The sequence below is a fragment of the Acinetobacter ihumii genome, from assembly GCF_900625095.1.
Taxonomy (GTDB): Bacteria; Pseudomonadota; Gammaproteobacteria; order Pseudomonadales; family Moraxellaceae; genus Acinetobacter; species Acinetobacter ihumii.
In genome coordinates, this window is record NZ_LR130760.1 from 1708539 (window position 1) to 1733739 (window position 25201).

The 25201-nt window shown below is 40.8% G+C and carries 20 protein-coding genes, 4 tRNA genes and 1 pseudogene; 14 read left to right on the plus strand and 11 right to left on the minus strand.

The features are described 5' to 3' along the window. Window positions 1-13 precede the first annotated feature (13 nt). The gene (locus tag E0D95_RS07980) at window positions 14-1957 is read right to left on the minus strand and encodes a lytic transglycosylase domain-containing protein (protein WP_165443259.1); all 1944 of its coding nucleotides are present in this window, start codon (window positions 1955-1957) and stop codon (window positions 14-16) included. A gap of 345 nt (window positions 1958-2302) precedes the next feature. On the opposite strand from E0D95_RS07980, the gene miaB reads away from it, so the two are divergent. From miaB to ybeY, 3 genes are all read left to right on the plus strand, one after another. After that, a complete protein-coding gene (gene miaB / locus E0D95_RS07985) occupies window positions 2303-3754 on the plus strand; it encodes a tRNA (N6-isopentenyl adenosine(37)-C2)-methylthiotransferase MiaB (protein ID WP_130803377.1) in 1452 nt (483 codons plus the stop codon). 39 nt (window positions 3755-3793) lie between these two features. Then, window positions 3794-4873, plus strand: coding sequence for a PhoH family protein (locus E0D95_RS07990; RefSeq protein ID WP_130803378.1), 1080 nt, complete (start codon window positions 3794-3796; stop codon window positions 4871-4873). Between the two features lie 76 nt (window positions 4874-4949). Beyond that, entirely contained in the window at window positions 4950-5429 is a 480-nt protein-coding gene (ybeY, locus tag E0D95_RS07995) for an rRNA maturation RNase YbeY (RefSeq protein WP_130803379.1), read from the plus strand. Window positions 5430-5483: 54 nt separating this feature from the next. Here ybeY and E0D95_RS08000 read toward each other — a convergent pair. Both E0D95_RS08000 and E0D95_RS08005 read right to left on the minus strand, forming a co-directional pair. Continuing rightward, window positions 5484-7658: pseudogene (locus E0D95_RS08000) on the minus strand (TonB-dependent siderophore receptor). A 203-nt stretch (window positions 7659-7861) separates the two neighbouring features. Beyond that, a complete protein-coding gene (locus E0D95_RS08005; protein WP_130803380.1) occupies window positions 7862-8743 on the minus strand; it encodes an energy transducer TonB in 882 nt (293 codons plus the stop codon). A gap of 238 nt (window positions 8744-8981) precedes the next feature. Between E0D95_RS08005 and E0D95_RS08010 the strand changes: the two genes are divergently transcribed. The 4 genes from E0D95_RS08010 to E0D95_RS08025 all read left to right on the plus strand — a co-directional run bounded on the left by E0D95_RS08010 (window position 8982) and on the right by E0D95_RS08025 (window position 11818). Next, entirely contained in the window at window positions 8982-9665 is a 684-nt protein-coding gene (locus E0D95_RS08010) for a hypothetical protein (protein ID WP_130803381.1), read from the plus strand. 166 nt (window positions 9666-9831) lie between these two features. Next, window positions 9832-10548, plus strand: a complete 717-nt coding sequence (locus E0D95_RS08015) for a DUF3108 domain-containing protein (RefSeq protein ID WP_130803382.1) — start codon at window positions 9832-9834, stop codon at window positions 10546-10548. Window positions 10549-10680: 132 nt separating this feature from the next. Next, a complete protein-coding gene (locus E0D95_RS08020) occupies window positions 10681-11256 on the plus strand; it encodes a xanthine phosphoribosyltransferase (protein ID WP_130803383.1) in 576 nt (191 codons plus the stop codon). A gap of 208 nt (window positions 11257-11464) precedes the next feature. Further along, the gene (locus tag E0D95_RS08025; RefSeq protein WP_165443261.1) at window positions 11465-11818 is read left to right on the plus strand and encodes a hypothetical protein; all 354 of its coding nucleotides are present in this window, start codon (window positions 11465-11467) and stop codon (window positions 11816-11818) included. Between the two features lie 83 nt (window positions 11819-11901). On the opposite strand, the gene wrbA is transcribed toward E0D95_RS08025, so the two are convergent. Continuing rightward, window positions 11902-12492 carry an NAD(P)H:quinone oxidoreductase gene (gene wrbA, locus E0D95_RS08030; RefSeq protein ID WP_130803385.1) on the minus strand — a complete coding sequence of 197 codons (591 nt, stop codon included), beginning with the start codon at window positions 12490-12492 and terminating at the stop codon, window positions 11902-11904. A 109-nt stretch (window positions 12493-12601) separates the two neighbouring features. Here wrbA and E0D95_RS08035 point away from each other — a divergent pair, with 109 nt between their 5' ends. Continuing rightward, window positions 12602-13846 carry a YihY family inner membrane protein gene (locus tag E0D95_RS08035; RefSeq protein WP_130803386.1) on the plus strand — a complete coding sequence of 415 codons (1245 nt, stop codon included), beginning with the start codon at window positions 12602-12604 and terminating at the stop codon, window positions 13844-13846. Between the two features lie 76 nt (window positions 13847-13922). Here the strand turns inward: E0D95_RS08035 and E0D95_RS08040 are convergent, their stop codons facing one another. Next, on the minus strand, window positions 13923-14819 hold the full coding sequence (locus E0D95_RS08040) for a LysR family transcriptional regulator (protein WP_130803387.1): 897 nt from the start codon (window positions 14817-14819) through the stop codon (window positions 13923-13925). 170 nt (window positions 14820-14989) lie between these two features. On the opposite strand from E0D95_RS08040, the gene E0D95_RS08045 reads away from it, so the two are divergent. Together E0D95_RS08045 and E0D95_RS08050 are read left to right on the plus strand one after the other, a co-directional pair. Then, complete coding sequence (locus E0D95_RS08045; protein ID WP_431830761.1) at window positions 14990-16225, plus strand: MFS transporter; 1236 nt, start codon at window positions 14990-14992, stop codon at window positions 16223-16225. A 42-nt stretch (window positions 16226-16267) separates the two neighbouring features. Continuing rightward, window positions 16268-16648 (plus strand): VOC family protein, encoded by a 381-nt coding sequence (locus E0D95_RS08050; protein ID WP_130803389.1) that lies wholly within the window; start codon window positions 16268-16270, stop codon window positions 16646-16648. Between the two features lie 52 nt (window positions 16649-16700). On the opposite strand, the gene E0D95_RS08055 is transcribed toward E0D95_RS08050, so the two are convergent. Next, entirely contained in the window at window positions 16701-17342 is a 642-nt protein-coding gene (locus E0D95_RS08055) for a fumarylacetoacetate hydrolase family protein (RefSeq protein WP_130803390.1), read from the minus strand. A gap of 32 nt (window positions 17343-17374) precedes the next feature. Next, window positions 17375-17872 (minus strand): YcxB family protein, encoded by a 498-nt coding sequence (locus tag E0D95_RS08060; RefSeq protein ID WP_130803391.1) that lies wholly within the window; start codon window positions 17870-17872, stop codon window positions 17375-17377. A 212-nt stretch (window positions 17873-18084) separates the two neighbouring features. Here E0D95_RS08060 and E0D95_RS08065 point away from each other — a divergent pair, with 212 nt between their 5' ends. Then, entirely contained in the window at window positions 18085-19389 is a 1305-nt protein-coding gene (locus E0D95_RS08065) for an SRPBCC family protein (RefSeq protein ID WP_130804864.1), read from the plus strand. 81 nt (window positions 19390-19470) lie between these two features. Here E0D95_RS08065 and E0D95_RS08070 read toward each other — a convergent pair. From E0D95_RS08070 to E0D95_RS08085, 4 genes are all read right to left on the minus strand, one after another. Beyond that, window positions 19471-19547: transfer RNA gene (locus tag E0D95_RS08070), tRNA-Arg, on the minus strand. A gap of 197 nt (window positions 19548-19744) precedes the next feature. Then, window positions 19745-19821, minus strand: a tRNA-Arg gene (locus E0D95_RS08075). 52 nt (window positions 19822-19873) lie between these two features. Beyond that, a tRNA-Arg gene (locus E0D95_RS08080) sits at window positions 19874-19950 on the minus strand. A gap of 15 nt (window positions 19951-19965) precedes the next feature. After that, window positions 19966-20055, minus strand: a tRNA-Ser gene (locus E0D95_RS08085). 263 nt (window positions 20056-20318) lie between these two features. Here E0D95_RS08085 and rnr point away from each other — a divergent pair. From rnr to E0D95_RS08100, 3 genes are all read left to right on the plus strand, one after another. After that, the gene (rnr, locus tag E0D95_RS08090) at window positions 20319-22736 is read left to right on the plus strand and encodes a ribonuclease R (protein WP_213073711.1); all 2418 of its coding nucleotides are present in this window, start codon (window positions 20319-20321) and stop codon (window positions 22734-22736) included. Window positions 22737-22892: 156 nt separating this feature from the next. After that, a complete protein-coding gene (locus tag E0D95_RS08095; RefSeq protein ID WP_431830746.1) occupies window positions 22893-24947 on the plus strand; it encodes a M3 family metallopeptidase in 2055 nt (684 codons plus the stop codon). Window positions 24948-24990: 43 nt separating this feature from the next. Beyond that, entirely contained in the window at window positions 24991-25200 is a 210-nt protein-coding gene (locus tag E0D95_RS08100; RefSeq protein WP_130803393.1) for a YheV family putative zinc ribbon protein, read from the plus strand. Window position 25201: the final 1 nt, after the last annotated feature.

Below are 25201 nucleotides of genomic sequence, written 5' to 3' on the forward strand. Positions count from 1 at the left end.
ACGTCCGTACTCCTTAAGGTGTACTACGGACAGGTATGGGCTGCATACGTTGTTCTATGGATTGAGGCCCCCGCCCCAACATCACACCATAGTGTGCTGCATTGGTCATGACATGTTTGACATAATCACGCGTCTCAAGCAAAGGAATACTTTCCGTGTATTGGTCTGCCGCCAAAGATTGAAAATCAGGCTGCCAGCGACGGGCGCGATTTGGACCCGCATTATAACCTGCGGTTGCCAATACTGGATTGCCGCTTAATTGGCTTTGAATCATGGAGAGGTAAAATGTGCCATAACGCACATTGGTATTCATATCACTGAGTGCGGCAGGGTTGTAGGTTTCCCCCATTTGTCGGGCAATCAATTTTGCCGTGTCTGGCATAATTTGCATCAGCCCTCCCGCACCCACATGCGAACGTGCCGAAGTGACAAAACGGCTTTCCTGACGCATTAACCCATACGCCCAAGCAGGATCAATGCCTGCATTTTGACTGTGATTCACCACAGTCACTTTATGCGGCATGATATAACGATAAGAATAATTATGTTTATTGACCGTACGGTCTGCGGCATAAATCGCCCGATCATACCATCCAATTTCGCTAGCACGTTGGGCTGCCGCCAACAATAAACCATCATCATGTTTCAGATAAGCCTGACGAACTGCCCAGTTCCATTCACGATTAACATAATTATCTGGTGCATTGACATTTCTTAATGCAAAAGCGCGTCTAAAGTGAATATCCTGATTTAATCGCTGTAGATCTGCACTGCTTGCTTGTGAAAATTCAGGAATATCATTATATTTTTTCCCAAGATGATCACGCGCCAGTAAATTATGATAATCATCGCCCGATTGGGCAAGTTTCTGGTAAATTTGCTGCGCCTGTTGCTTGGCTTGACGGTCACTGCGTTGCTCTAAAGCACGAGCTAACCAATACTGCCAGCGATCCTCCTGTTTCTGGCTCACCGACATCGCATCGATCGCACGAATTAGACTTTCCCATGAACCAAAACGAATGGCCTGACGGGCATAAACTTCGGCTTCTTCAGGGCTAATCGGGTAGCCATAACTTAAATCGAAGTAATTTAGCACTTCACGATTGAAATTATTTTTCATCACCGTGGTACCGCCAATATAGCCCACAGTACGATATAAATATTTCTGTACATCTGGCGGTGTGCCTTCAGCCGCTTTTTTGACATTCGCCAGTGCTGAAGTTAAATCACTATCTGTCAAACGTCCCATGGCAAAGATCAAGTAAGCGTAATCCGCTTGTGATGCTTTCGGTGCAGCCCATAGGTAGTTTAAGGGATTAGACTGAATCTGATTCAACTGAGCCAGTGACAAACTCACGCCAAGGGTTTGCGCTGTCGATAATGCCAAGCCAGACTGCCCTGCGCGTAATTGTCCCCATAAGCGTTGCTGACGGTCCTGAGCAGACATTAGCGGGCTGGACTGCATCATTCGCCCCAGTCCATTACAGGAATCGGGCTGGGTATTGGTCGTGAGCCAGACATCTTTATATTCAGCAAATACCAAAGGGTCACCCGAACTGGCACGAACCTGTGCCAAGGCACAACTTTCCGCACGGTCAGGATTACTCACATAGGGAATGACGGGTTGTGCACCCGCAAAATCCCCTTGTTTGACTTTTTCTTCAACGTAATCAGCCGATAATTTTTCTGCCATCGCTGAGTTTGGATAGCGCTTAGCGAAATTAATAATGGATGCAGCAGGTTTTAAAGCAAGATCGGTATTGAGTAACCAATATTCTGGATAATAACCCAGCACATCATTTTGCATGGAAAACTGATATTGATTCAGGCTGCTCAAGTCCCCAGCATTGGCAGCACGCAATGCATCATTAAATTGTTCATCAGCGGCAAACACCATTGCCCCGTTCAATGATGCCCAAGCACTCAGAATACTGGTATAGATCCATTTATTTTTCAATAAAACTGTCACTGAAGATTTTCTCTTTTGTTTCCATGGCATAGACGCTTTTTAAGACCACAACAAACCACTGCGCTCAGTTAGTGTAATTATTCTTTACACTCGCTACTGTTGTGTTATGTAACCTGCTGATTCCCAAAAAGTAATATTCACATTATTTTAATTGAAAAATCAATAAGCTTCGGCAGAATTGCCCCAATAAGTTTTAGCAGAAACATTGCTATTTAAGTGATAATCGATTGCTGCTTATTTATTTTGATCGCTGGCGCTTAAATACTGCTACAATTGCGCGCTTTCCTTGGGTCAAACACCCATCAATCGTTTTTAATTTGTTTAGGAGCCTACATGACGGTTCAAACCTTCATTCCAAATGGTGCCAAAGCTGCCTCAGAAAACACTGTTACCCAGCCAACGCACACCCATGATGTTTCAATCAAGAAATTGTATATTGAAACTCAAGGGTGTCAGATGAATGAGTATGACAGTCACCGTATGGCAGACCTTTTAGGCGATTCTCACGGCTATGTTTTAACAACTGATCCGAAAGAAGCCGATATTCTGCTCATGAATACCTGCTCTATTCGTGAAAAAGCACAAGAAAAAGTGTTTAGTGAATTAGGACGCTGGCGCAAACTCAAAGAACACAACCCCGACTTGATTATTGGCGTTGGGGGTTGTGTTGCGTCTCAAGAGGGCGACAATATTCAAAAACGTGCGCCTTATGTGGATATGGTTTTTGGTCCACAAACCTTGCATCGTTTACCGCAAATGCTCGATCAACATCAGGATCAGGTTGAAAAACCAAAAAAAGATAAAATCAAACTGGTGGATATCTCTTTCCCTGATATTGAAAAATTCGACTTTTTGCCTGAACCGCGTGTCGAGGGCTTTAAGGCATTTGTTTCCATCATGGAAGGTTGCTCAAAATATTGTTCATTCTGCGTTGTGCCTTACACACGTGGTGAAGAAGTTTCTCGCCCACTCGATGATGTATTGGCAGAAATTGCAGGTTTGGCTGAAAAAGGTGTTCGTGAAATTTCCTTATTAGGTCAAAACGTCAACGGATATCGCGGTGAAACCTTTGAAGGCGGTATTTGTACTTTCCCTGAATTGTTACGACTCGTTTCAGAAATTCCCGGTATTGGACGTTTGCGTTATACCACATCGCATCCACTTGAGTTTTCTGATGAGTTAATTCAATGCTATCGTGATTTACCACAAATGGTTTCGCATTTACATTTGCCTGTGCAAAGCGGCTCAAATGCGGTGCTTCAAGCCATGAAGCGTAATCACACGATTGATGTCTACATTGAAAAGATTGCCAAGTTGCGTAAAATCCGTCCTGATATGCATTTATCCAGTGATTTTATTATTGGTTTCCCGGGCGAAACTGATGAGCACTTTGAAGAAACGTATCAGTTTATCAAAGACTTGGACTTTGACCATTCTTATAGTTTTATCTATTCAAAACGTCCCGGCACACCTGCTGCTGAACTTGAAGATACCACGCCAGAAGACGTGAAAAAAGAACGTTTAAGCAAAGTTCAACACTGGATTAAACAATCCAGCATTCGTAAAACAGATGCGATGTTGGGCAGTATTCAGCGTGTTCTGATCGAAAGTGTTTCCGAAAAAAATCCTGACCTTTTGGTCGGTACTGCGGACAATACACGATTGGTTACATTTGTAGGTGATCCTTCATGGGTGGGACGTTTCGCAGAAATTGAGATCACCGAGATTAAAACTTTGAATTTAGTTTATGGTGAGCTCTTGAATCTTGAGCCTGACGTGGCGTAATGTAAGGGTACAGAACAAGGCTACAAAAAGGATTCCTCTTTGACTGCAGCGATTCGACGTACCGTTACTTTTCCCGGCGTTTCAATGACCCGTTTAAAAAGCATGTTAGGTGCATACAACGGTCATTTGAAGCAGATTGAACAGCGTTTAGATGTACAAATAACTCATCGTGGTGACGCGTTCTACATCGATGGTGACATTGATGCAGTCGAGCGAGCGGAGTCATTACTCCAGCGTCTTTATGATGAATCAGAAATTTCAAGTCAGATCAGTGCAGATATTTTGCACCTGATGATTCAAGGTAGCCAGACAGACCGTGAACTGATGGATGATTCCGAACAGGAACATACTGGTTTAGATGTCTGGCTTCAAACGCCTAAAGGCCGAATTAACCCACGTGGTTCCAATCAAAAACGTTATGTCCAGCGTATTTTACAAAGTGATATCTCGTTTGGCATTGGACCTGCGGGAACCGGTAAAACTTATTTAGCCGTCGCGGCCGCAGTAGATATGCTTGAACGCAATGAAATTCAACGTATTTTATTGGTGCGACCAGCGGTTGAAGCAGGTGAAAAGCTCGGCTTTCTACCAGGTGACTTAACTCAAAAAATCGATCCTTATTTGCGTCCTTTGTACGATGCCCTGTATGAAATGCTGGGTTTCGAAAAAGTGGCTAAACTGATTGAACGTCAAGTGATTGAAGTTGCGCCATTGGCTTACATGCGTGGTCGTACCCTGAATCATTCTTTCGTGATTCTGGATGAAGCCCAAAATACCACGCCCGAGCAAATGAAGATGTTTTTAACTCGCTTGGGTTTTGGTTCTCGTGCCGTGATTACAGGAGATATTACTCAAGTTGATTTACCGCGTGGACAACAGTCTGGTCTGGCACATTCTTTACGGGTTTTAGAGCCAATCAAGGAAATCCATATTACTCGCTTTCATTCGCGTGATGTGGTTCGTCATCAATTGGTTCAAAAAATTGTGGAGGCGTATGAAGGCTGGGATTCTGAACAAAACCGTCTGACAGCCGAAGCACGCGCAGAGCGTAAAGCACGCCAGGATGCTTTAATGAGTGAAAATGATCTGGCTGCCGATGCCCAACATCAGGAAGCTTAATCAGCGATAATATTTTAGAGAAACACAAAATCAGGGGATTGCCATATGCATCCCCTATTTTTATGAAGGATCCAGCTTGAAACTTAATCTTAGTCTGCAACAAGACTTTAAATCTTCCGATTTAGTCTTGAAGCGTGTTCAAATTAAAAAAGCCATCGAAGTGACTTTGCGTCATGTTGATATCGAAACTGATTGTGAAATCGGGATTGCATGTGTCGACAATGAAGATAGCCATCGTTTAAATCTTGAATATCGTGGCAAAGATAAACCGACCAACGTATTGTCTTTTCCGAGTGATATTCCTGAAGAAGTTTTACCCTTACTGGACGCTCGTCCTTTGGGTGACTTAGTCATTTGTATTCCAGTCGTATTACAAGAAGCGATTGAGCAAAATAAAACTGCGCACGATCATTTTATGCACATGCTGGTTCATGGCACGTTGCATTTACTAGGTTATGACCATGAGCTTAGCGATGAAGATGCTGAAGAAATGGAAGCCTTAGAAATTGAAATTTTGGCCAAACTAGGATTGGATAATCCTTATTTGGAGCAATAGTTTTTATAGCGTCAAATAAAAATGACCACTTTTGTGGTCATTTTAAGAGATTCTTCAGAAACTATATCTTAATGTTAGTGTCGCTTTACGTGGATTTCCATAATTCATAGAGTTTGATCCAATACCTTCATAATATTTTTTATCAAAAATATTTTCAATATTCGCCTGAATACCGATATTTTTATCAATTTCATAACCTAACATTGCATTTACCAAAACAATCTCATCTTGTGCGATATAGTTCACTCCAGTTCCATCATAAAATTTACTTTTATAACTTAAACCTGTACCTGCTTTCCACTTGTCTTTTTCATATTTAATAAATAAATTAGAAGTGGTTCTTGAGTTCTTAGTATTTACTTTTTTACCTTGAGATTTTGCCTCAAAGTTTGCAATTCCAAAATTTATACTCCAGTTATCATTAATTTCCCCATCAGCCTCAAATTCAAATCCTTCACTTTTAACACCATCAATTCCATAATAGGCATTTTCATTTGAGTTATTAACTTTCACATTATTGCCTTCAGCATCGTACAAGAGTGAGGCAACATTATCTTGTTGAATTCTAAATATAGACAATGCTGTATTTAAACGATCATCGAACCACTGGCTTTTAATACCTGTTTCATACTATTTCCCAATAATGGGGTCTAGATAGCTACCATCCTGTTTTTTATTGTTTTGTGGCTTAAAAATGTCAGTATAACTGGCATATAGAGAGTGATTATGGACAAAGTCATAAATTACACCAAAATACGGTGTTACTTCATTATTAAATTTACGATTACCAGTACCTGTCTCTGTTTCATACTCCCAATTAGAAATACGAACTCCAGTGATTGCCTTTAAATTATCTAAAAATTGAAATTTACCAGCCAAATAAAAACCAGTTTGAGTGGTTTGATTTGGATAGCCTGCATAACTATCTGGTTGCCATGGAATATCTTTAATTAAAACTCCAGCACCATTCACGTAACTATAAGGGTGGGCTAAATAACTTGCCGCTCCACCGCCATAGGATGAGCCACCATATCTGTATTTAGTAGCTTCATTTCTATTCCATGAACCACCAATGATGATTTCCTGAGGTTGCTTAAATAACATGAAAGGGGCATTAATATAAACATCAACATTATTTTCTTCATTTTCTTGTTCTGCTTTCCAAACAGAAAGATTGTTAAATCCACTAGTGTTGGTTATCTTATCAACCTTCCCAGCAGTATATAGAAGTTGAGTATCCATTTCTGTTTGACGTAAGGTATAAGCTACATTTAAATTGACGTCTTTAAATAAATTATGCTTAATTCCAGCAAAAACCATTGTGTCATCTTGATTCCAATACGTCCAAGGTGCACTTACCGTTGTGCTTCTAGAAAAATTAGTTCGTGTTCCATCATTATAAAAGGCTGGAGTTCCCCCCCAACGTACACCAGAACGATTTAATTCTTGATAAGTTGCACATAGATATGCATTTGTTTTATCACTAATATCCCAGTCTAATGTCCCATAAATCACATTACGCTCTTTTTCATAATGATCCATAAATGAATTTTCATCAGAATACTTAATATATGTACGACCCCGCAAGGAACCATCATTATTTAAGGGTGCGGATAAATCTGCTGAAGTTGAATATGCATCCCATGAACCATAAGAAACATTTAATTTCCCAGTAAAATCTTTACTATTTGCACGCTTACGGACTAAATTCGTTGCCATAGCAGGATTTCCTGCTCCAGTAGTTAATCCATTTGCTCCTTTAATAATTTCAACATGATCGTAAATCCCTAAATCCAAATCATTTGAGCCCATATTTGTAGTGGTTGGCATACCATCAATTAAATAGTAATCGACTTGAAAACCACGTGCAAAAACAGATTGACGTTCATCAGTACGAGGAGTAGATACACCTGTAACAATATTAAAAACATCCTGCAAGGACGTTAGATTGCGGTCTTCCAGATATTCTTGGGTTAGAACTTTGATAGATTGAGGTGTTTCTCGCAAAGATAGATTTAATTTGGTCGATGTGTTCGTCGTTTTAGCAGCATAGCTACCACTCCCCTCAGTTATATTACTATGATCATTAGCTTGTACAGTGATTTGCGCCAACTGTTGTACCTGAACATTTTCAGATTGGTCTTCAGCATAAATCATCGAAGAAGCAATCATTGTCATAGCAACAACAAGAGGGTGGACTTTAAACACTTCAAAATTTGCATAAAACATGAGAAGAATTCCTACAAATATGTTTATGTGCCATAGATGGCACCAAAATAATTAAGAAAGTAAAGAAAACAGACTGCAAAAAATTATTAACAAAAAAACTATTGCTAATGATAATTGTTTTCATTATTTATTCAATTAACAACAATGGATTATACTTATGATTTATTCTTATATAAGATATTGATTAGTATATTTTTTGTTTATTAATGCACTTCAAATTCTGCTTGTGCGGGATTAAATTTCCATGTTCGAATAATTCGTAATTCGGAAATATCTTTCATTGCTGCATCAAAACGACCAAATGGTGCGCCACGGCGTACCGATGCTTTGGCTGCTTCATCTAATACAGGATGCCCTGAGCTTTCAATCAAGCGGATGGCACGAATCCCCCCTTGCATATTCAAAACCACCATTAGCCGAACCTCACCAGCTAAATTTTGCCGTTTAGCTTCATCGGGATAATAACGGTTGCCATAAAGTTCCACTTTATCTCGAAATTTATTTAAATAAGCTGCTGATGCATCTTGTTTGGCTTGTATGCCATCGACCGTCTTAATTCGTTGCTGACGACTAAAATTCTGCTGCCGCTGTAAATATTGCGCTTCAATACTGGCCACCATGGCTGCTTTGGCCTGAAACTGGCTTTGCAAATCGTCCTGTGCTTTTTTTCGCTGATTTTCTTCGGCTTGCTTTTGCCAACTTAAAACCGTCATCAACACTTTTTCTTCAAATTTTAGTTCACGTTGTTGCTGAATATGATCCAGTGTTTGTGTTGCAGACTCACCTGCACTTTGCTCAGGCATGGCTTTTGGCATATCACTTGACATGCGATGGGCTTGATGGAATTTCCCTGAACCTTTTTGATCGGATTGTGCCAAGAAATCAGCGTGTTCAATTTTATCTGAACTTGGACGAATCGCGATCGCAATTTCTTTGGTGGCAGTATCAGAAGGTGCAGGCATGGCAAAGTGAATCAGTAAAATAAAAATATGTAAAGCAGCGGCAATGACAACAGCCGACAATAAGATTGAATCCTGCCACCAGTATCGCCCGACTGGTAAATATGCTAGATTTTTTTTAAACATGACGTTCAACTAACAAAATATTGCATCCCCACCTGAAAAATCAGGATAAAATAAAACCATCTTTCATTTTTTAAATAAAGCGTGATCCACTTCAAAGCCAATAATAACGAGGCTTGAAGTTTTAAAAATGTAGCAATTAATTTTGTTAAACTGCAACCTATAAACTCAATTATTTTAATTGTTTTGCAAAATATTGTGGTGTCGCAATCAAATTAAAACGTATTTTTGGATAGGCATTATGTCAACACTACTTTCATCCATTTCTAAAGGCATACGCCGAGCTTATGAAAAAGCTGAAGGGTTTATTGAGGAAGAACGTGAAATTCCGATTTCTCAGGTCTTTTTAAACGCAACTTTTAAGCGTTATGTGACCGATAATCTAAGTTTTTTAGATGATTTACACGCCGACGTTTATGATGACTGGCTACGTTTATATGCCACTTTAGGTTTTAAAGGATTGAATACGACACTTTCGGTCGATTTAAAATTGATTCAGATGGAACTGAATAAAGATATTCAGCTTTTGGTGTTTGAACAAATCAGTGATACACAAGTGGTTGAAGCCAAATTTAAGAATGCTCTTCAAAAAATTGGTTTTAATGCTTATGTGTTTTTCTACCATAAAATTCTACATAAAGACCCACTTGGCCCAATTTTGCAGCGCTTTGATGTTGTAGAGGTTAAAGACGAATTGCTCTTTCTCGACCTCAATCGTTGGTTAGGCAAAAGTCGCAGTATTATCGACACTCTCGCCAAAGTCCATGTCAATCATGCACAATTAAGAGAAGCTGAGTTGGTCATTTTGGGTAATGTGAATCTTTTGGCGCTGTTTAATAAGTCACGCGATGAGGATGATGACGCAGAGCAAGAGCTTGAACTGGCTGAAACAACCGTGACCCCAATTCAGCAAAAGAAAAAGTGATCATTGCCTTTATTTGTAAAGAAAGATATTAAATATCAACATAATGAAACACTGCACCCGAAAAAACTGCATTTTTCTTCATGTTAAAATAGCATAATCTTTGTACTTGAATGAGTAGATTTAATTGGTCATTCGCCTTTTTACTCCCAACCTTAGGAATTTTCTTATGGCGCACCGTGTAACGAAAACCATGACTTTGGCAGCCAGCCTAACGACTGCCCTGCTGTTCGCAGGGTTCTCGACTCATACGCTAGCTATGAGTCCATTTCAGGCCAGCTATCAATTTTCTTATAATGGCAAAAATTTGGGTTCAGGTACTCGCACCCTTAGCCAACAAGGCAACAACTGGACTTATAATTTTTCTGCCAAAGCGGGAGCCATTGCTTCTGCCAGTGAAATCAGTAAATTTAGTTTAAATAACGGGCAAATTACATCACAGCAGTTTAATCGAAGCAGTAAAATTCTGGTGCATAACAACACGATGAATATCAATTTCAATCCTGCCAGCAAAACCATTAACACGCAAAAGGATGATCGCAAACGTTCCTTCGCATGGAAAGCGGGTGTGCTCGATGAATTAAATGCGGAATTACAAATTCGTGAAGATTTAAAAGGTTCAGGCATTAAATCTACCTATCCAATTGCCGATGCTAAAGGCATTGATATGCGTCGCTTTGTGAAACAGGGCACGGAAAATGTCAAAACACCACACGGTACTTTTAGTACAGTTAAAGTCATTATTCAATATGATAATAAGCCCGGACGCAGTACCACGTTCTGGTTAGCACCGAAACTGGATTATTTACCAGTCAAAGTCAGCCATGTCGACGAAAAAACCTCATATGGTCTTTTATTAACAGGCTATTCAGGTAAAACCAATTAAGTGATTGACACTTTATGGTTATAGTTGAAATATCAACAAAATCTAAAATTTGTCGATTTTGGCTTGATTTTTTTTGGATGCTTTTTAAAATACGCTTTTGCTGAAAAGGCATCCGCCCTAGAGGATTCTCCCGTGCACGCACTAGAACAGAAAATCTTAACTGAAGGTATCGTTCTATCTGATCAAGTGTTAAAAGTCGACGCTTTCTTAAATCATCAAATTGACCCAGTGCTGATGCAGCAAATTGGTAAAGAATTTGCTGCCCGTTTTAAAGATGCAGGCATTACCAAAATTATTACCATTGAAGCATCGGGTATTGCACCAGCCATTATGACAGGGTTAGAACTTGGTGTTCCTGTTATTTTTGCACGTAAATATCAATCATTGACGCTGAAAGATGATTTATATCGCGCCAAAGTATTTTCATTTACCAAACAAACTGAAAGTACCATTGCAATTTCCAATAAACACATCAATTCAAGTGACAAAGCACTGGTCATTGATGACTTCTTGGCCAATGGTCAGGCTGCACTTGGTCTTATTGATTTGATTCATCAAGCTCAGGCGGAAATTGTCGGTGTCGGCATTGTGATTGAAAAATCGTTTCAGTCAGGACGCGAGTTATTGATTGAAAAAGGCTATCGTGTTGAATCTTTAGCTCGTGTCAAATCATTGACTGATGGGAAAGTGACTTTTGTAAGAGAGTAATTTTTCAAAAATGCGCTATATTTTTTAAAAAGCACTTCGGTGCTTTTTTTATTTTCTTCAAAATGGTTTTCCCCCAACCAAATAGTCACTTTTGTAGTTTATTCTGATCATTCATTTACAACTGCGCTAAACTATTTTTATGCAATTCAGATAAACTGTTTCCAAGAAAAATAGGATCTTGCATTACATGAGTAAAGCACAAAAAGAAATGGAAGCTGCTGTTGTATGCCCAAAATGTGGATCAACTGAGCTGGAAAAACGCAATCACGAGCAAGTTTTGCAAAAAGCAGGTGGCGTATTGCTAACCTCTGCCGGTGCAGCCGCAGGCACGGTCGGTGGTGCAGCCTCTGGGGCTTCTATTGGAGCCGCAATTGGCACGGTGGCTGGACCGTTGGGTGTTATTGTCGGAGGTACAGTGGGGACTTTTGTAGGAGCAATCAGCGTTGGCGTCACAGGCGGCTTCTTAGGCAATCGTTTTGGAAAAAAAGCAGGCATTGTAATAGACCGAAATATTTTTCAGGACTATAAATGCCTTAAATGTGGTTATCGTTTCAAACAATAAACTGAAATTAACCCAGAAGCAGTCACATCAAATCATGAAATGCGTTTGGTTCTGTATGGCAGTTCCAAGCGCATTTTTTAGACTTAGACTAATTTTTTTACCAGTTTAGCCAAACGTTTGCCCATTGCTTCGCAAAGGGTTTTTTCATCCTGACTCAACTGTTGGTCATGTCTCGGACCACTGACATGACTTGCGCCATACGGTGTGCCGCCTGTTTTGGTATTAGACAAGGCAGGAATTGAATTAGGCAATCCCAAAATCATCATGCCATGATGAAATAACGGCGGTAACATAGTCAGTAAGGTACTTTCCTGTCCGCCATGCATTGAACCTGATGTGGTAAATACACAGGCAGGTTTATCATGTAATGCCCCATTCAGCCACAAACTGGTGGTCTGATCCCAAAAATATTTCATTTCACTGGCCATGTTGCCAAAACGGGTCGGCGAACCTAAGGCTAAGCCTGCACAATTGGCAAGATCATCCAGCGTACAATAAATATCACCCTCTTGCGGAATACTTGCTTCAGCTTGCTTAACTACTGTGGCTAATTGGGGAACCGTGCGAATTTTGACTGCAATGCCTGTTGCTTCAATTCCGTTGGCAATCAGATGCGCCATATGTTTGGTCGATCCATATTTACTGTAATAAAGAACAAGGATATAAGGTTGCATGTCAGGCTAAATCAGTTTGTTAAAACAAAACTATACGATATTTGCAGCATTTTTTGGTTAAGCTTTGTTTTAATAAGCGAAAAAGATTAAGAAAAGAGACTTTATTTATATGTTGAATTTTTTAAAAAAATTACCTTTTTACGATAAAACATGGTTTCAGTTTATTCTCTTTGTTCTACGTCGTTTTGAAGCAGATCGTTGCCGTGAACATGCAGGAGCATTAACTTACACCACCTTGTTTGCGGTCGTTCCCATGTTAACCGTTTTTCTGGTGATTATCTCCTCAATCAAAGCACTTGAACCTGCCCGACAACAATTACAACAACTGATTTATAGCAATTTCCTTCCTAAAAGTACCATTGCATTTGACCGCATTCTTAATTCATTCACGGACAAATCCAGCAATCTTACGGTCATTGGTATTTTATTTCTGTTTGTGACTACGGTGATGATGCTAAGTACCATCGAAACCGCCTTTAACCGTATTTGGCGAGTGAGGGAAACGCGTGGTGGTATTGTTGGGTTTATGCGTTATTGGACCATTATCTCTTTAGGTCCAATTATTTTGGGTAGTGCTTTTGTACTGTCATCCACAGTCGCGTCCATGAATATTTTGAGTAATAATTTTGCTGGCTATGAGCTAAATGGCGCGTTTATTTTGTGGCTGATTTCTTTTGGTTTAACCATCTTAGGTTTTTTCTTTTTATATTGGACCATTCCTAATCGAACGGTACCACTCTATTCGGCAGCCATTGCAGCTTGTTTTAGTGCCACACTGTTTGAACTGCTTAAAAATATCTTTAGCTTTATTATGTCGAACTTTACCAGTTACGAGCTGGTGTATGGTGCTTTTGCTGCCATTCCAATTTTTCTACTTTGGGTATTTTTGTCATGGAATATTGTGCTGCTTGGCGTTGAGGTCAGTTACGCCTTAACCGCTTTTCATTCAGAAAAAATCCAGACGCGTCATCCTGTCCTCATGTTGCTTGATGTGCTGGAATTGTTTTATAAAAAGCAAAAACTGGGTGAAAGTGTCACCGATTTGGAAGCACTGGATATTTTAGGACGTGGTGAAATTGGACGTTGGCCGAGCTACGTGGAAATGCTGGAAAAACAAAATCTGATTAAACGCACCGACAAAGATGAATATGTGCTGGTGCGCAATCTATCTCAGGTTGATTTCTGGTCTTTTTTCACAGCACTTCCCTTTCCCTTGCCACGCCGTCAGGATGTCGGCAATGTCCATCAAGATGATGAATGGATGCAAAAGCTTGGGCCAGCATTGATTGAAGCTGATGACTATCTGGCAGCCAAACTGGCCATTCCACTTTCTACTATTTTTGAAGATCAATAAAGTGTATTGAAGATACCAGCAAACTTAGAGACTGGTATCTTCAAAAATAATGCATTTGGCATTCATAAATGCCCCACTAATCCAAAGTCTTAACCAAAGACTGAATCAAACTGGAAAAATTAATTGCTGCTTGTGAATGTGTATTGCGCCGATAAGCTAATGAAAATCCGACAGCAGGTTTAGGTTCTGCCACATCCAGATACTGAACGCCTTTAATTCCTAATTGCATGGCCGAAACAGGCACCAGTGATACGCCTAGATTTGCAGCCACCAAAGATACGATTGATAAAATTTGTGGCGCATTTTGTCCAATCTTGGGTTCCAAACCATGACTACGACAAGCCTGTAACACAGCATCATGTAAACCCGCACTGACTGAACGTGGTGCCATAATAAAATTTTCGTGCTTTAAGGTTTGCAGTTGAATCGCAATATCCTTTTCAATAACACGTTCCAATGGCATAACCACCACCAAAGGTTCATTCATTAAGGTCAAAATATGTAAATCGGCAGGAATATGTTGTGGTGGACGAATCAAGGCAATATCAAGCTGATCATTGAGCAACCGATCAATCAGTAGCAAAGAATTCCCTTCTTCGAGTCGCAATTGTATTTTGGGATACTGCTGCTGAAATAAGCGAACACTGTGCGGCAATACAGGATTTAGCATGGCTGTGCCTGTAAAGCCAAGGCGTAATTGACCCAACTCACCATTGGCAACCTGCTGCGCAAGGTTTACGGCGTCATCTACACGTTGCTGGATGGACTGAACTGCATTCAAAAATGCTTCCCCGGCGGGTGTTAAATCTGCACCATGTGCTGAACGAAAAAACAGTTCAGTGCCAATTTCATCTTCTAAATGTTTAATTTGCATACTGAGTGGCGGCTGACTAATCCCAAGTCGCTGTGCTGCACGAGTAAAACTTTTTTCATCAGCAACCACTAAGAAATAGCGAATATGACGTAGTTCCATATATAAAACATATAGAGATTGATATTTATATATATTAGACAAATATCGACTCGATTGCTAATCTATATCCGTTGGCAGAAGGCAAGCACTGCCAACAAACTCCCTCCTTTTAAAAAATTCTGGTTTATTTCATGACGATTCCTTCAACAGCAAGCGAGTCAGACAGCCGTATTGATTCATCGCACAGCATTTCGCCAGCCAACACCGAGCACTGGATTAGCCGTGGAAGCCCAGCTTATCTTAAGGCGGGACTTGCTCTATTCCTGCTCGGTTTTGCCAGCTTTTCCATGATCTACTGTGTGCAACCGTTGTTGCCAGAATTTACCCATACGTTTCATATCAGTCCGGGTACCAGTGCGCTTGCCCTGTCACTCACCACAGGTTTACTGGCTTTTTCAATTGTTTTATCCAGTGCATTTTCGCAAGCTCTAGGACGTAAAGGCTTAATGTTTATTTCCATGGGCTTAGCTGCTTTATTAAATATTTTGTGCGGTTTTGCGCCCAATTGGCATATTTTATTGGTTGCCCGTGCGCTACAGGGTTTCGTCATTGGCGGTGTTCCTGCGGTGGCTATGGCATGGATTGCAGAAGAAATTCATCCTACCCATTTGGGTAAAACCATGGGACTTTATATTGCAGGTACTGCATTTGGTGGCATGATGGGTCGTGTTGGTATGGGGTTACTCACCCAATATTTCTCATGGCGTGTGGCATTGGGTGTACTGGGTGGAATTTGTCTAATCTGTGCTTTCGGTTTTTTATGGTTACTGCCTAAATCGCAAAACTTTATTGCACAAAAAGGGATTCAGCTTCGATTTCATTTATCCGCGTGGAAAAATCATTTAAATAACCCGAGACTGTTACGGATCTATTTCATTGGTTTTCTCATCACCAGTATTTTTGTGACCTTATTTAACTATGTCACGTTTCGCTTGGCTGCTGCGCCCTATCATTTAAGTCAAACTCAAATTAGCCTGATCTTTTTGTCATATAGTTTGGGCATGATTTCTTCATCTTTGGCAGGTTCACTGGTCGATAAGTTTGGTCGAAAAACTGCAATGCTCATCGGCTTCGTGTTTATGTTGACTGGAATTATGTTAACCCTAAATGCAGGCTTGTTTGCAATTGTGTTGGGAATTGCGGCGATTACTACAGGCTATTTTATTGCACACGCGATTGCCAGTAGTAATGTTGGCTTAGAAGCGAAACAAGCCAAAGGACATGCAACTGCGCTCTATCTATTATTTTATTATTTAGGTTCCAGCATTATTGGTTCGGCTGGTGGGTGGTTCTGGCAATATGGCGGCTGGCATGCGGTGGTCTATTTGACCCTTGCATTGGTAGCAACCGCGATTTTGATTGTCCTGACAGCACCTAAACCTGCACAGGCTTCAGTTGTAAAGTAAGACTTTAATAAGCTGGACTACAGGCTACAGGAGATCATTGGTATGCAAATTTCTCATCTTGATCATCTGGTACTGACCGTTGCAGATATTGAAACGACCTGCGATTTTTATCGGCACGTACTAAACTTTGAAGTCATTGAATTTGGAGAGCAGCGAAAAGCGCTTAAATTTGGTTCTCAAAAAATAAATCTACACCAAGCTGGGCATGAATTTGAACCGAAAGCGGCATTTCCAACCCGAGGTTCTGCTGATCTTTGCTTTATCAGCGAAACGCCAGTTGAACAAATCATTCAAGATTTAGAACAACGACATATTGTGATTGAACAGGGGCCAATTCAACGTACAGGTGCATTGGGAGCGATTTTATCCGTCTATATCCGCGATCCTGATCAAAACCTGATTGAAATCTCAAATTATCTTTAAGCTATAAAAAAGCCTGCTTCGAATGTGCAGGCTTTTTTCGTCACAACAATATTTAAGCTTTAACAAAGGTTTCCCAAACAAACTGTTGCGTTTTACCATTGAGTTGCATCTTTAGTTGATCACCACATTCGAGTGGGCCAACACCTGCGGGTGTACCTGTCATCACCACGTCACCAGCTTCTATGCTAAAAGCTTGACTCATATCACACAGATATTCACCAATGCTCAGTAATAAGTAAGCAGTATCACCCTGCTGACGCAGCACGTCATTAATATAAAAACTGTAAGTGACATGCGTCCAGTCTTCAATTTCACTGACATCGACCCAATCTGCCAAGACACAGGCCCCATCAAACGCTTTGGCACGTTCCCATGGCTGACCTTTGTTTTTTAATTCGTTTTGCAAATCACGCAAGGTCAAATCCAGACCTATCGTGACCGCACCAATCGCGGCTAAAGCTTTTGCTGGATCAGTCTCATTCTTAAGCGGTTGATCAATTCGTAAAGTCAATTCACATTCAAAGTGGCAACTTCCATTGGCGGAGTTCCATTCAATTCCATCTTGCAAACCAATCAAGCTACTCGGCGGTTTAATAAATAGCACTGGACGATCAGGAATCGCATTGCCCAGCTCTTTAGCATGCTCGGCATAACTTCTTCCCACACAAATAATTTTTGATGGACGTACGTTCATAAGACTTCCCTATTTGTGGCATTGTATATGGATTATTTTTTAAAGATATTTTCAAACTGAGTTTGTTGCGTCTTGTCACTAAAAGCCCGTTTAGGAACAATCACCACAGTGCGATTTTTCAGTTCAATCATGTAGGTCAATTTACCTTGAGCAAAATTAACCACCTCACTATACGTGAATTGTTGCTTGCGACCATTCGCATAAAGTTCCATACGATCCTGATACAAGTCGATGCCTTGTTCACTTTTACCAAATTGGTATTTTACAAACTGACGTTTAAACATCATTGGTAAAAACCAATAGCGCATCAAAATTTGCATCACCAGAAAAAATGCACCCAGTGCCACGTAATAACGACCTACACCAGAAAAACCTAGATAAAAGCCCCAAATGATAATCGCAAGACTAATGACTGGCGTAATAAAACGGGTAAATTGTTTTTTTCCAAACGTCGCAAGTGCAAAACCATCTTGAGATTCTTCTAAATTTAGTTGATAACGCAATGAAATGGTCGGTTTAAGTTCTGACATAAGATGTTCAACATAAGCGATGAATGACCTGCAAAATACTACACCAGTTCGACTCTTTTATTTAGGGCTGAATCATCTTTGATTAAGATTTTAATACGTCGGACATTGATCGGTATTTACATAAAATGGCTTTTTTTAGAATGTAAAACGTTTTAAACACTTAAGATGCAATTAAAACCATGACCCCAAGCATGAACGATTTCGAGGACACTATGCAACGCTTTGCCTATGGATGTGGCATCTTTTTAACGCTGATCAGTTATAGCAATATCAGTGTTGCCCAACTAATCACATGGAATGAAAATATTCCAAGTAGTCTGGCATTGTTTCAACAAAATCCACAACAACTGGCTGATTTGACTCAAAATAATATCCTGATTTATGCACAACCCTATAGCAAAACCAACATTCCCACCCAGAAGAAAAACCCTCAACCCACCGTTCAATTTGTCAGTGCAGCGATTATTGTACCTGTCAGCATTCAGGAAGTAGCTAAAGTATTAACCGACTACAACCATTATGTTAGGTTATTTCCGACTTTAAAATCTGCAAAAATTGAAGAAAAAAATGGCACTACCACGCGGGTTAAATACAAAGTTCAAATTCCCACCCCCATTCCAGTTTTAAACTTTAATGAAGATATTTCCATGCAACACCAAGTGGGAAATAACAGTGTGGCCAGCTTAATTACCGATGCGCCTGTACCCTACGGTGCAGGCAAATTTGAATGGTTTTCTTTAGCACCACAGAAAACCCTGATTACCTTAACCCAATGGGGCGATCTGAATCAGATCAATAGTTATTTACTGCGTAAGATTTTAGCGGCTGTCCCAGACGCCAAGCTCGGAATTCCAATCGGCAGCAATGCCTTTATATTGGAGTCCTTAAAACGCAAATGGACAAAAAATCAGATCACCGCGCTAGATGCTGGTCAATTTCCGCCTTTGCAACTCAATAACAATCAAATTAAAAAAATAAGTGAACTCAGTCGAAGTACAGGTTATCCCGTTTCGTTTATTCAACCAGCATCTACAGTGCCTTATGCTCATGGACGCGAAAGCATGCGCTTTACCACCACTTATCAGTATTACCCCAAAACACCGCAACAACTACAAAGCTGGCTCAATCCTGTTTCTTTTCAAAGTTTATTTCCACGCCAAATTAAAAAAGTAGAGCTGAGTTCTCCTGCACCACAATTACAAGATGCTCATTTTAAAGTGTCGGTGGGTTTGGGAGTAATGAATATTCCATTTGACTTTAAAATGCGTTTTAACTACATCGATGCCAATCAATCACAGTATAGTGCCATAGGTGGCGATCTTCGTTTTGTTAAAGGAGAAATGCAGCTCCTGCCGCAAAATAATGGAACCCTTTTAAAGATGACCAACGCTGGCAAGATTGACGATAAAGCGCCTTTTTTATTACGCGCGATGCGTAGCTTACCTTACCACGATATATTACCCGCAGCGGGGGGTAATGCCGTATTTAGCCTTAAAATTAAAGAGAAAATGAAATAATTCTGTAAAAAATAACGTTTATGCTAGGCACAAAAAAACCACTTAAAAAGTGGTTTCATTTAACTCATATCGAGTTCAAGTTGGTGCGCTCAGAGAGATTCGAACTCCCGACCCCTTAGTTCGTAGCCAAGTGCTCTATCCAGCTGAGCTATGAGCGCGTACTTGATGGAGCGCATTATACGCGTTTTTTATCGATTGATAAGTCTTTTTTCACAAAACTGTCACTAAACGTTTAGTTATTAAACAAGAATGCATGATTCAGAATCATTTCTAAGATTCAGCGGAGGCCAATCAAATTACTGGTAATAAAATTCAGACACAAAAAAACCGCATCTAAGCGGTTGATTATTCAAGTTGGTGCGCTCAGAGAGATTCGAACTCCCGACCCCTTAGTTCGTAGCCAAGTGCTCTATCCAGCTGAGCTATGAGCGCATTACTTGTGTGCCTATATAAAGGCTTCGTTAATTTCGAATACTTATTTAGTTGGTGCGCTCAGAGAGATTCGAACTCCCGACCCCTTAGTTCGTAGCCAAGTGCTCTATCCAGCTGAGCTATGAGCGCATCATGAGTATTCGTTGGCGGTGAGAGAGGGATTCGAACCCTCGGTACAGTTACCCGTACGCATCCTTAGCAGGGATGTGGTTTAAGCCACTCACCCATCTCACCGTAACGAGCCGCCATAATACAAACTTAGCCTGTGAACTGCAAGTCATCACATCTAATTTTTCTTAGTTTTTTATCCAATCATCTATTTTTTAAACAAAATGATCGTTTGTCGAATTAATCAGTGTTTACAGCTTGTTAATATAATGACTATGTTTGCCCTATACGCATTCAAATTGAAATAACATAGACTTGTCATGATCATCATGCAGAATGTTCCTGCATAAGCTATGCTAAACTTATCTTCAAATATGAAGCCAAAAGACATTATGAAAAACTGGGTCGACCCTGAAGCGAAAGCAGAATCTGAGCGTTACGACAATCCTATCCCAAGCCGTACACTCATTTTAAATACACTAGAACGCATCGACACGCCTCTTTCGCATGCCGAATTGGTCGATCATTTTGAAATCAAAGATCAAAAAAGTATCGACGCCTTAAGTCACCGTTTGAGTGCGATGGTGCGTGATGGTCAAATTGCCAAAGATGGATTTAAATTTCAGCTTCTTGGCGATCAACCGACTTTTGATGCAACCGTTTATATTAATAACAAAGGTTTAGGTTCAGCCCATATCGACGGGCAAAATGACCTATTGCTGCCTGAACGCGAATTACGCTTGGTATTTAATGGCGATCGGGTCAAAGTTCGCCAGACTTCGGTGGACCGCAAAGGCAAAGGCTGGGGTTTTATTACCGAAGTGACACAGCATCGTGTTAAACAACTGATTGGTAAAGTCGCAGAACATGACGGTGAATTTCATATTCAGCCTGCTGCACCGAATGCCCATCAACCGATTCCTTTAGAAAAACAATTGATTGATCATGCCAACGCTAAAGTCGGCGATTATTTGCGGATTGAAATTGATGATTATCCTACCCGTGAAGAATTTGCTACGGGGCATGTGATTCAATCGATGGCAGACAAAGCGGATACTGAGATCATTATTCCTCAAACGATTTTAGAATACGGTCTGCCTTATGAGTTTCCAAAAGAAGTGGTTGAGGAAGCCGAAAGTTTTAAAGAACCCTCTAAAAAAGATATCGAAGGTCGTATCGATTTACGTGACTTACCATTAGTCACCATTGATGGTGAAGATGCTCGTGACTTTGATGATGCGGTCTATGCAGAAAAGCGTGCAGGCGGTGGTTATCGCGTAGTCGTGGCGATTGCCGATGTCAGTCATTATGTGCGTTTGGGCAAACCACTGGATGATGAAGCTCAGGAACGTGGTACTTCGGTCTATTTCCCGCATTTTGTATTGCCGATGTTGCCAGAAGCACTTTCGAACGGTCTTTGTTCACTCAATCCGCATGTAGATCGTTTGTGTATGGTCTGCGACCTGAAACTCTCCCGCGCGGGTCGTGTGATGAGCTATGAGTTTTATCCATCAGTGATGCATTCCCAAGCACGTTTAACCTATACCCAGGTCGGTCAATATTTTGATGGTCAAACCGATGCCATTCCTGCGGATAAAAATATTCAAAAATCCTTAAATACTTTATTTCAACTCTATCAAACCCTCAAAGAGCTACGCGCCAAACGCCATGCGATGGAGTTTGAAACCATCGAAACTTACATGACTTTTGATGAGTTGGGTGGAATCAAGGAAATTTTACCGCGTACTCGCAATGAAGCACATAAGCTGATTGAAGAATGCATGTTGCTCGCCAATGTCGCAGCGGCAGAATATGCTTTAGAGCATGATATTCCAATGCTGTATCGTGTGCATGAAGCACCAGAATTTTCACGGATTCAAAAGGTCAAAGACTTTGTTAAATTGCTCGGTTTGCCATTTCCGGATCAACCGACACAGGCCGATTATCAGCGTGTGATTGAAGCAACTAAAGATCGTATCGATGCACCGAGTATTCATGCGGTGCTATTGCGCTCCATGATGCAGGCTTATTATGGCGCAAAAAATGCAGGTCACTATGGCTTGGCGTACGAAGCCTATACGCATTTTACTTCGCCGATTCGTCGTTATCCTGATTTACTGTTGCATCGTTCAATTAAGGCGCAGTTACAGCAAAAGCCGTATCCTCTTTCTGGTGCGGCACTGGATGATGCCGGCGAGCATTTTTCCAAGACCGAACGCCGTGCGGATGAAGCGTCGCGTAGCGTGACCTCATGGTTGAAATGTCACTATATGCAGCAGCATTTGGGTGAAGAATTTGTCGGAGTGATCAGTGCGGTCACCGAGTTTGGTTTATTCGTGACGTTAAAAGATTTATATGTCGATGGCATGATTCATGTCAGCCATTTAGGTGATGATTTCTTCCTCTATGATCAGGCTAGCCAAAGTCTGGTCGGTCAAAATCGTGGACAAATCTTTGGTCTTGGAGATGAAGTTAAAATTAAAGTGGCTGCGGTGAATCTGGAAGAACGCAAGATTGATTTTGAGTTGATTCAGCAAGTGACACATGCAGGTCGAATCATTCGTAGTCGTGCGCCACGTACCACGAAAACACAAGCGACTGAGCAAGTCTTTAATGCGCAAAGTGAAGCGGTTGAATCCAAAGAACAATCTGCGCGTAAAAAAGACAAATCCAAAAGCAAACCAAGTTCTTATGGCAAAAAGTCAGGCAAAAAAGCGGCTGCTCCTGTAGCAGCGAAAGCAGAAAAGCCCAAGAAAAAGCCGAAACCGAAACGCAAAAAATCCAATGCAAAATCTAAGCAGGAATGACAAACTAAACCATAAAAGATAGAGTACTTCGGTACTCTTTTTTTTCGAAACACACACCGCTATTACTTATTTTCGATCGTCACGAATGGTAATTAAAATCACGATAAACTTGATTTCCCTGCTTTTAACCCTTACATCTAGTCATAAGTTTAAATAATGATGGCAAAGACAATGACCTTAGAACAAGCAACCCTTCCCGTTCCTCAGTTTGATCAAATTCAACTTGATGCCCTTAAATCAGACATTGAAAAAAACATTGCTGATGGTCAGCAATTTTTAGAAAATTTGCAGCAAGTGCCGGCAGATTTTGCGGCACAAGTCAAAGTGCTGGAACAGATGGACGAGCTTGAAAATAACATGAGTGAATCATGGGGTGTTTTATCGCATCTGAATGCCGTCATGAACAATGCACAAACCCGAGAAGTCTATCAATCTTTACTCCCAGCTTTGAGTGAATATTATACGCAACTCGGTCAACACACCGTACTATACCAGACCTACCAACAGATTCATGATAGCGCGAAGTTTTCTAGTCTGAGTGCCGCACAACAAAGCGCCATCCGTTTGGCACTACGTGATTTTAAACTTTCAGGTGTTGCTCTCGAAGGTGAAGCAAAAAAACGTTACGCAGAAATTTCAGCACGTTTATCACAACTTTCTTCTGACTTTTCCAATCATGTGCTTGATGCCACTCAAGCTTATTTTAAACCTTTAAATCCAGAACAACTCAAAGGTTTATCACCAAGCAGCATAGAATTACTCAAGCAATATGGTCAGCAGCGTGAACTCGATCAACCTGTAGCAACACTGGACATGCCAGCTTATCTGGCGATTATGACCTATGCCGATGATCGCAATTTACGTGAAGAATTGTATAAAGCTTATACGACACGTGCATCGGATCAATCAGATCATCGTGAATTTGATAATACTGCGGTGATGGAAGAAATCCTGAAATTGCGTCAGGAAATGGCAGTACTACTTGGTTTTCATAATTTTGCTGAATATTCTTTGGCCAGCAAAATGGCACCCGATGTTCAAACTGTTCATGACTTTTTAGTTGATTTGGCGGAACACGCACACACGCCTGCACAACAAGAGGTAGCGGAACTTAAAGCGATTGCTCAACAAGATGGAATTGAACAATTACAACCTTGGGACAGTGGTTATTATTCAGAAAAACTTAAACAACAACAATTTAATTTATCTCAAGAAACTTTAAAGCCTTATTTCCCTGCACCGAAAATCATTCAAGGGCTGTTCCAGATTGTCAATCGCTTATATGGCGTTCAAATCGTTGAACGTCAAGCTCCTATTTGGCACCCCGATGTTCATTATTATGAACTTCAAGATCAGGGCAAAGTCATTGCTGGCTTCTACTTCGATTTGTATGCACGAAGTGGCAAACGCGGTGGTGCTTGGATGAGTGGCTTCCGTTCGCGCATGCAAACTGCACAAGGTTTACAAAAACCAATTTGCTATATGGTGTGTAACTTTACCCCGCCTGTTGGCAATCAGCCTGCACTCTTGACCCATGATGAAGTCAATACATTGTTTCATGAGTTTGGACACGGTTTACACCACATGCTCACCGAAGTTGATAACATTTCCGTTGCAGGTACGCATGGCGTGGCATGGGATGCAGTAGAGCTTCCAAGTCAGTTTATGGAGTTCTGGACTTGGGACAAAGAAAGTCTGGACATACTCAGTGAACATATCGAAACCAAGCAAGCCTTACCTGAGGAATTACTCAGCGCATTGTTAAATGCTCGCTTTTTTCAGTCCGGAATGCAGACCCTTAGACAAATTGAATTTGCTTTATTCGACTTAAGCATTCATTCTAAAAATCCTGCACTGAATAGCACACAAATTCAGTCTGTTTTAGATGATATTCGCAGTCAATTTTCAGTATTGCCAACTGCTTCCTATAACCGTTTTCAACATAGTTTTAGCCATATTTTTGCAGGCGGTTATGCCGCAGGATATTACTCTTACAAATGGGCTGAAGTCCTTGCCAGTGATGCGTTTGACCGCTTTGAAGTAGACGGTATTTTCAACACCCAAACAGGGCATGAGTTCCGTGAAGCGATCCTTGCGGTAGGTGGTAAAGACACGGCTTTAGAGGCCTTTGTCAAATTCCGTGGTCGTGAACCCAAAATTGATGCATTATTACGTCATCAGGGTTGGACGAGCGACCATAAAACGGCTTAAACTAAGCGTTAAAATTGTTCGTAAGTGGTTAGGAAGTGACAAAATGAAACGTCGGTTTATTGCAGGTGCTAAGTGTCCAAAATGCGGTGCCACTGATCGGATTGTCATGCTAACCACAAACGACGACGAATGGATTGAATGTATCGAGTGTGATTATAGTGAAAATCGTCCCACTCATGTTGAAGAACCCGATGTTCCAGCCATCGCCGATGAAGTCGGCGTGATACAGTTCAAACCGCGTCGCTCAAAATAAA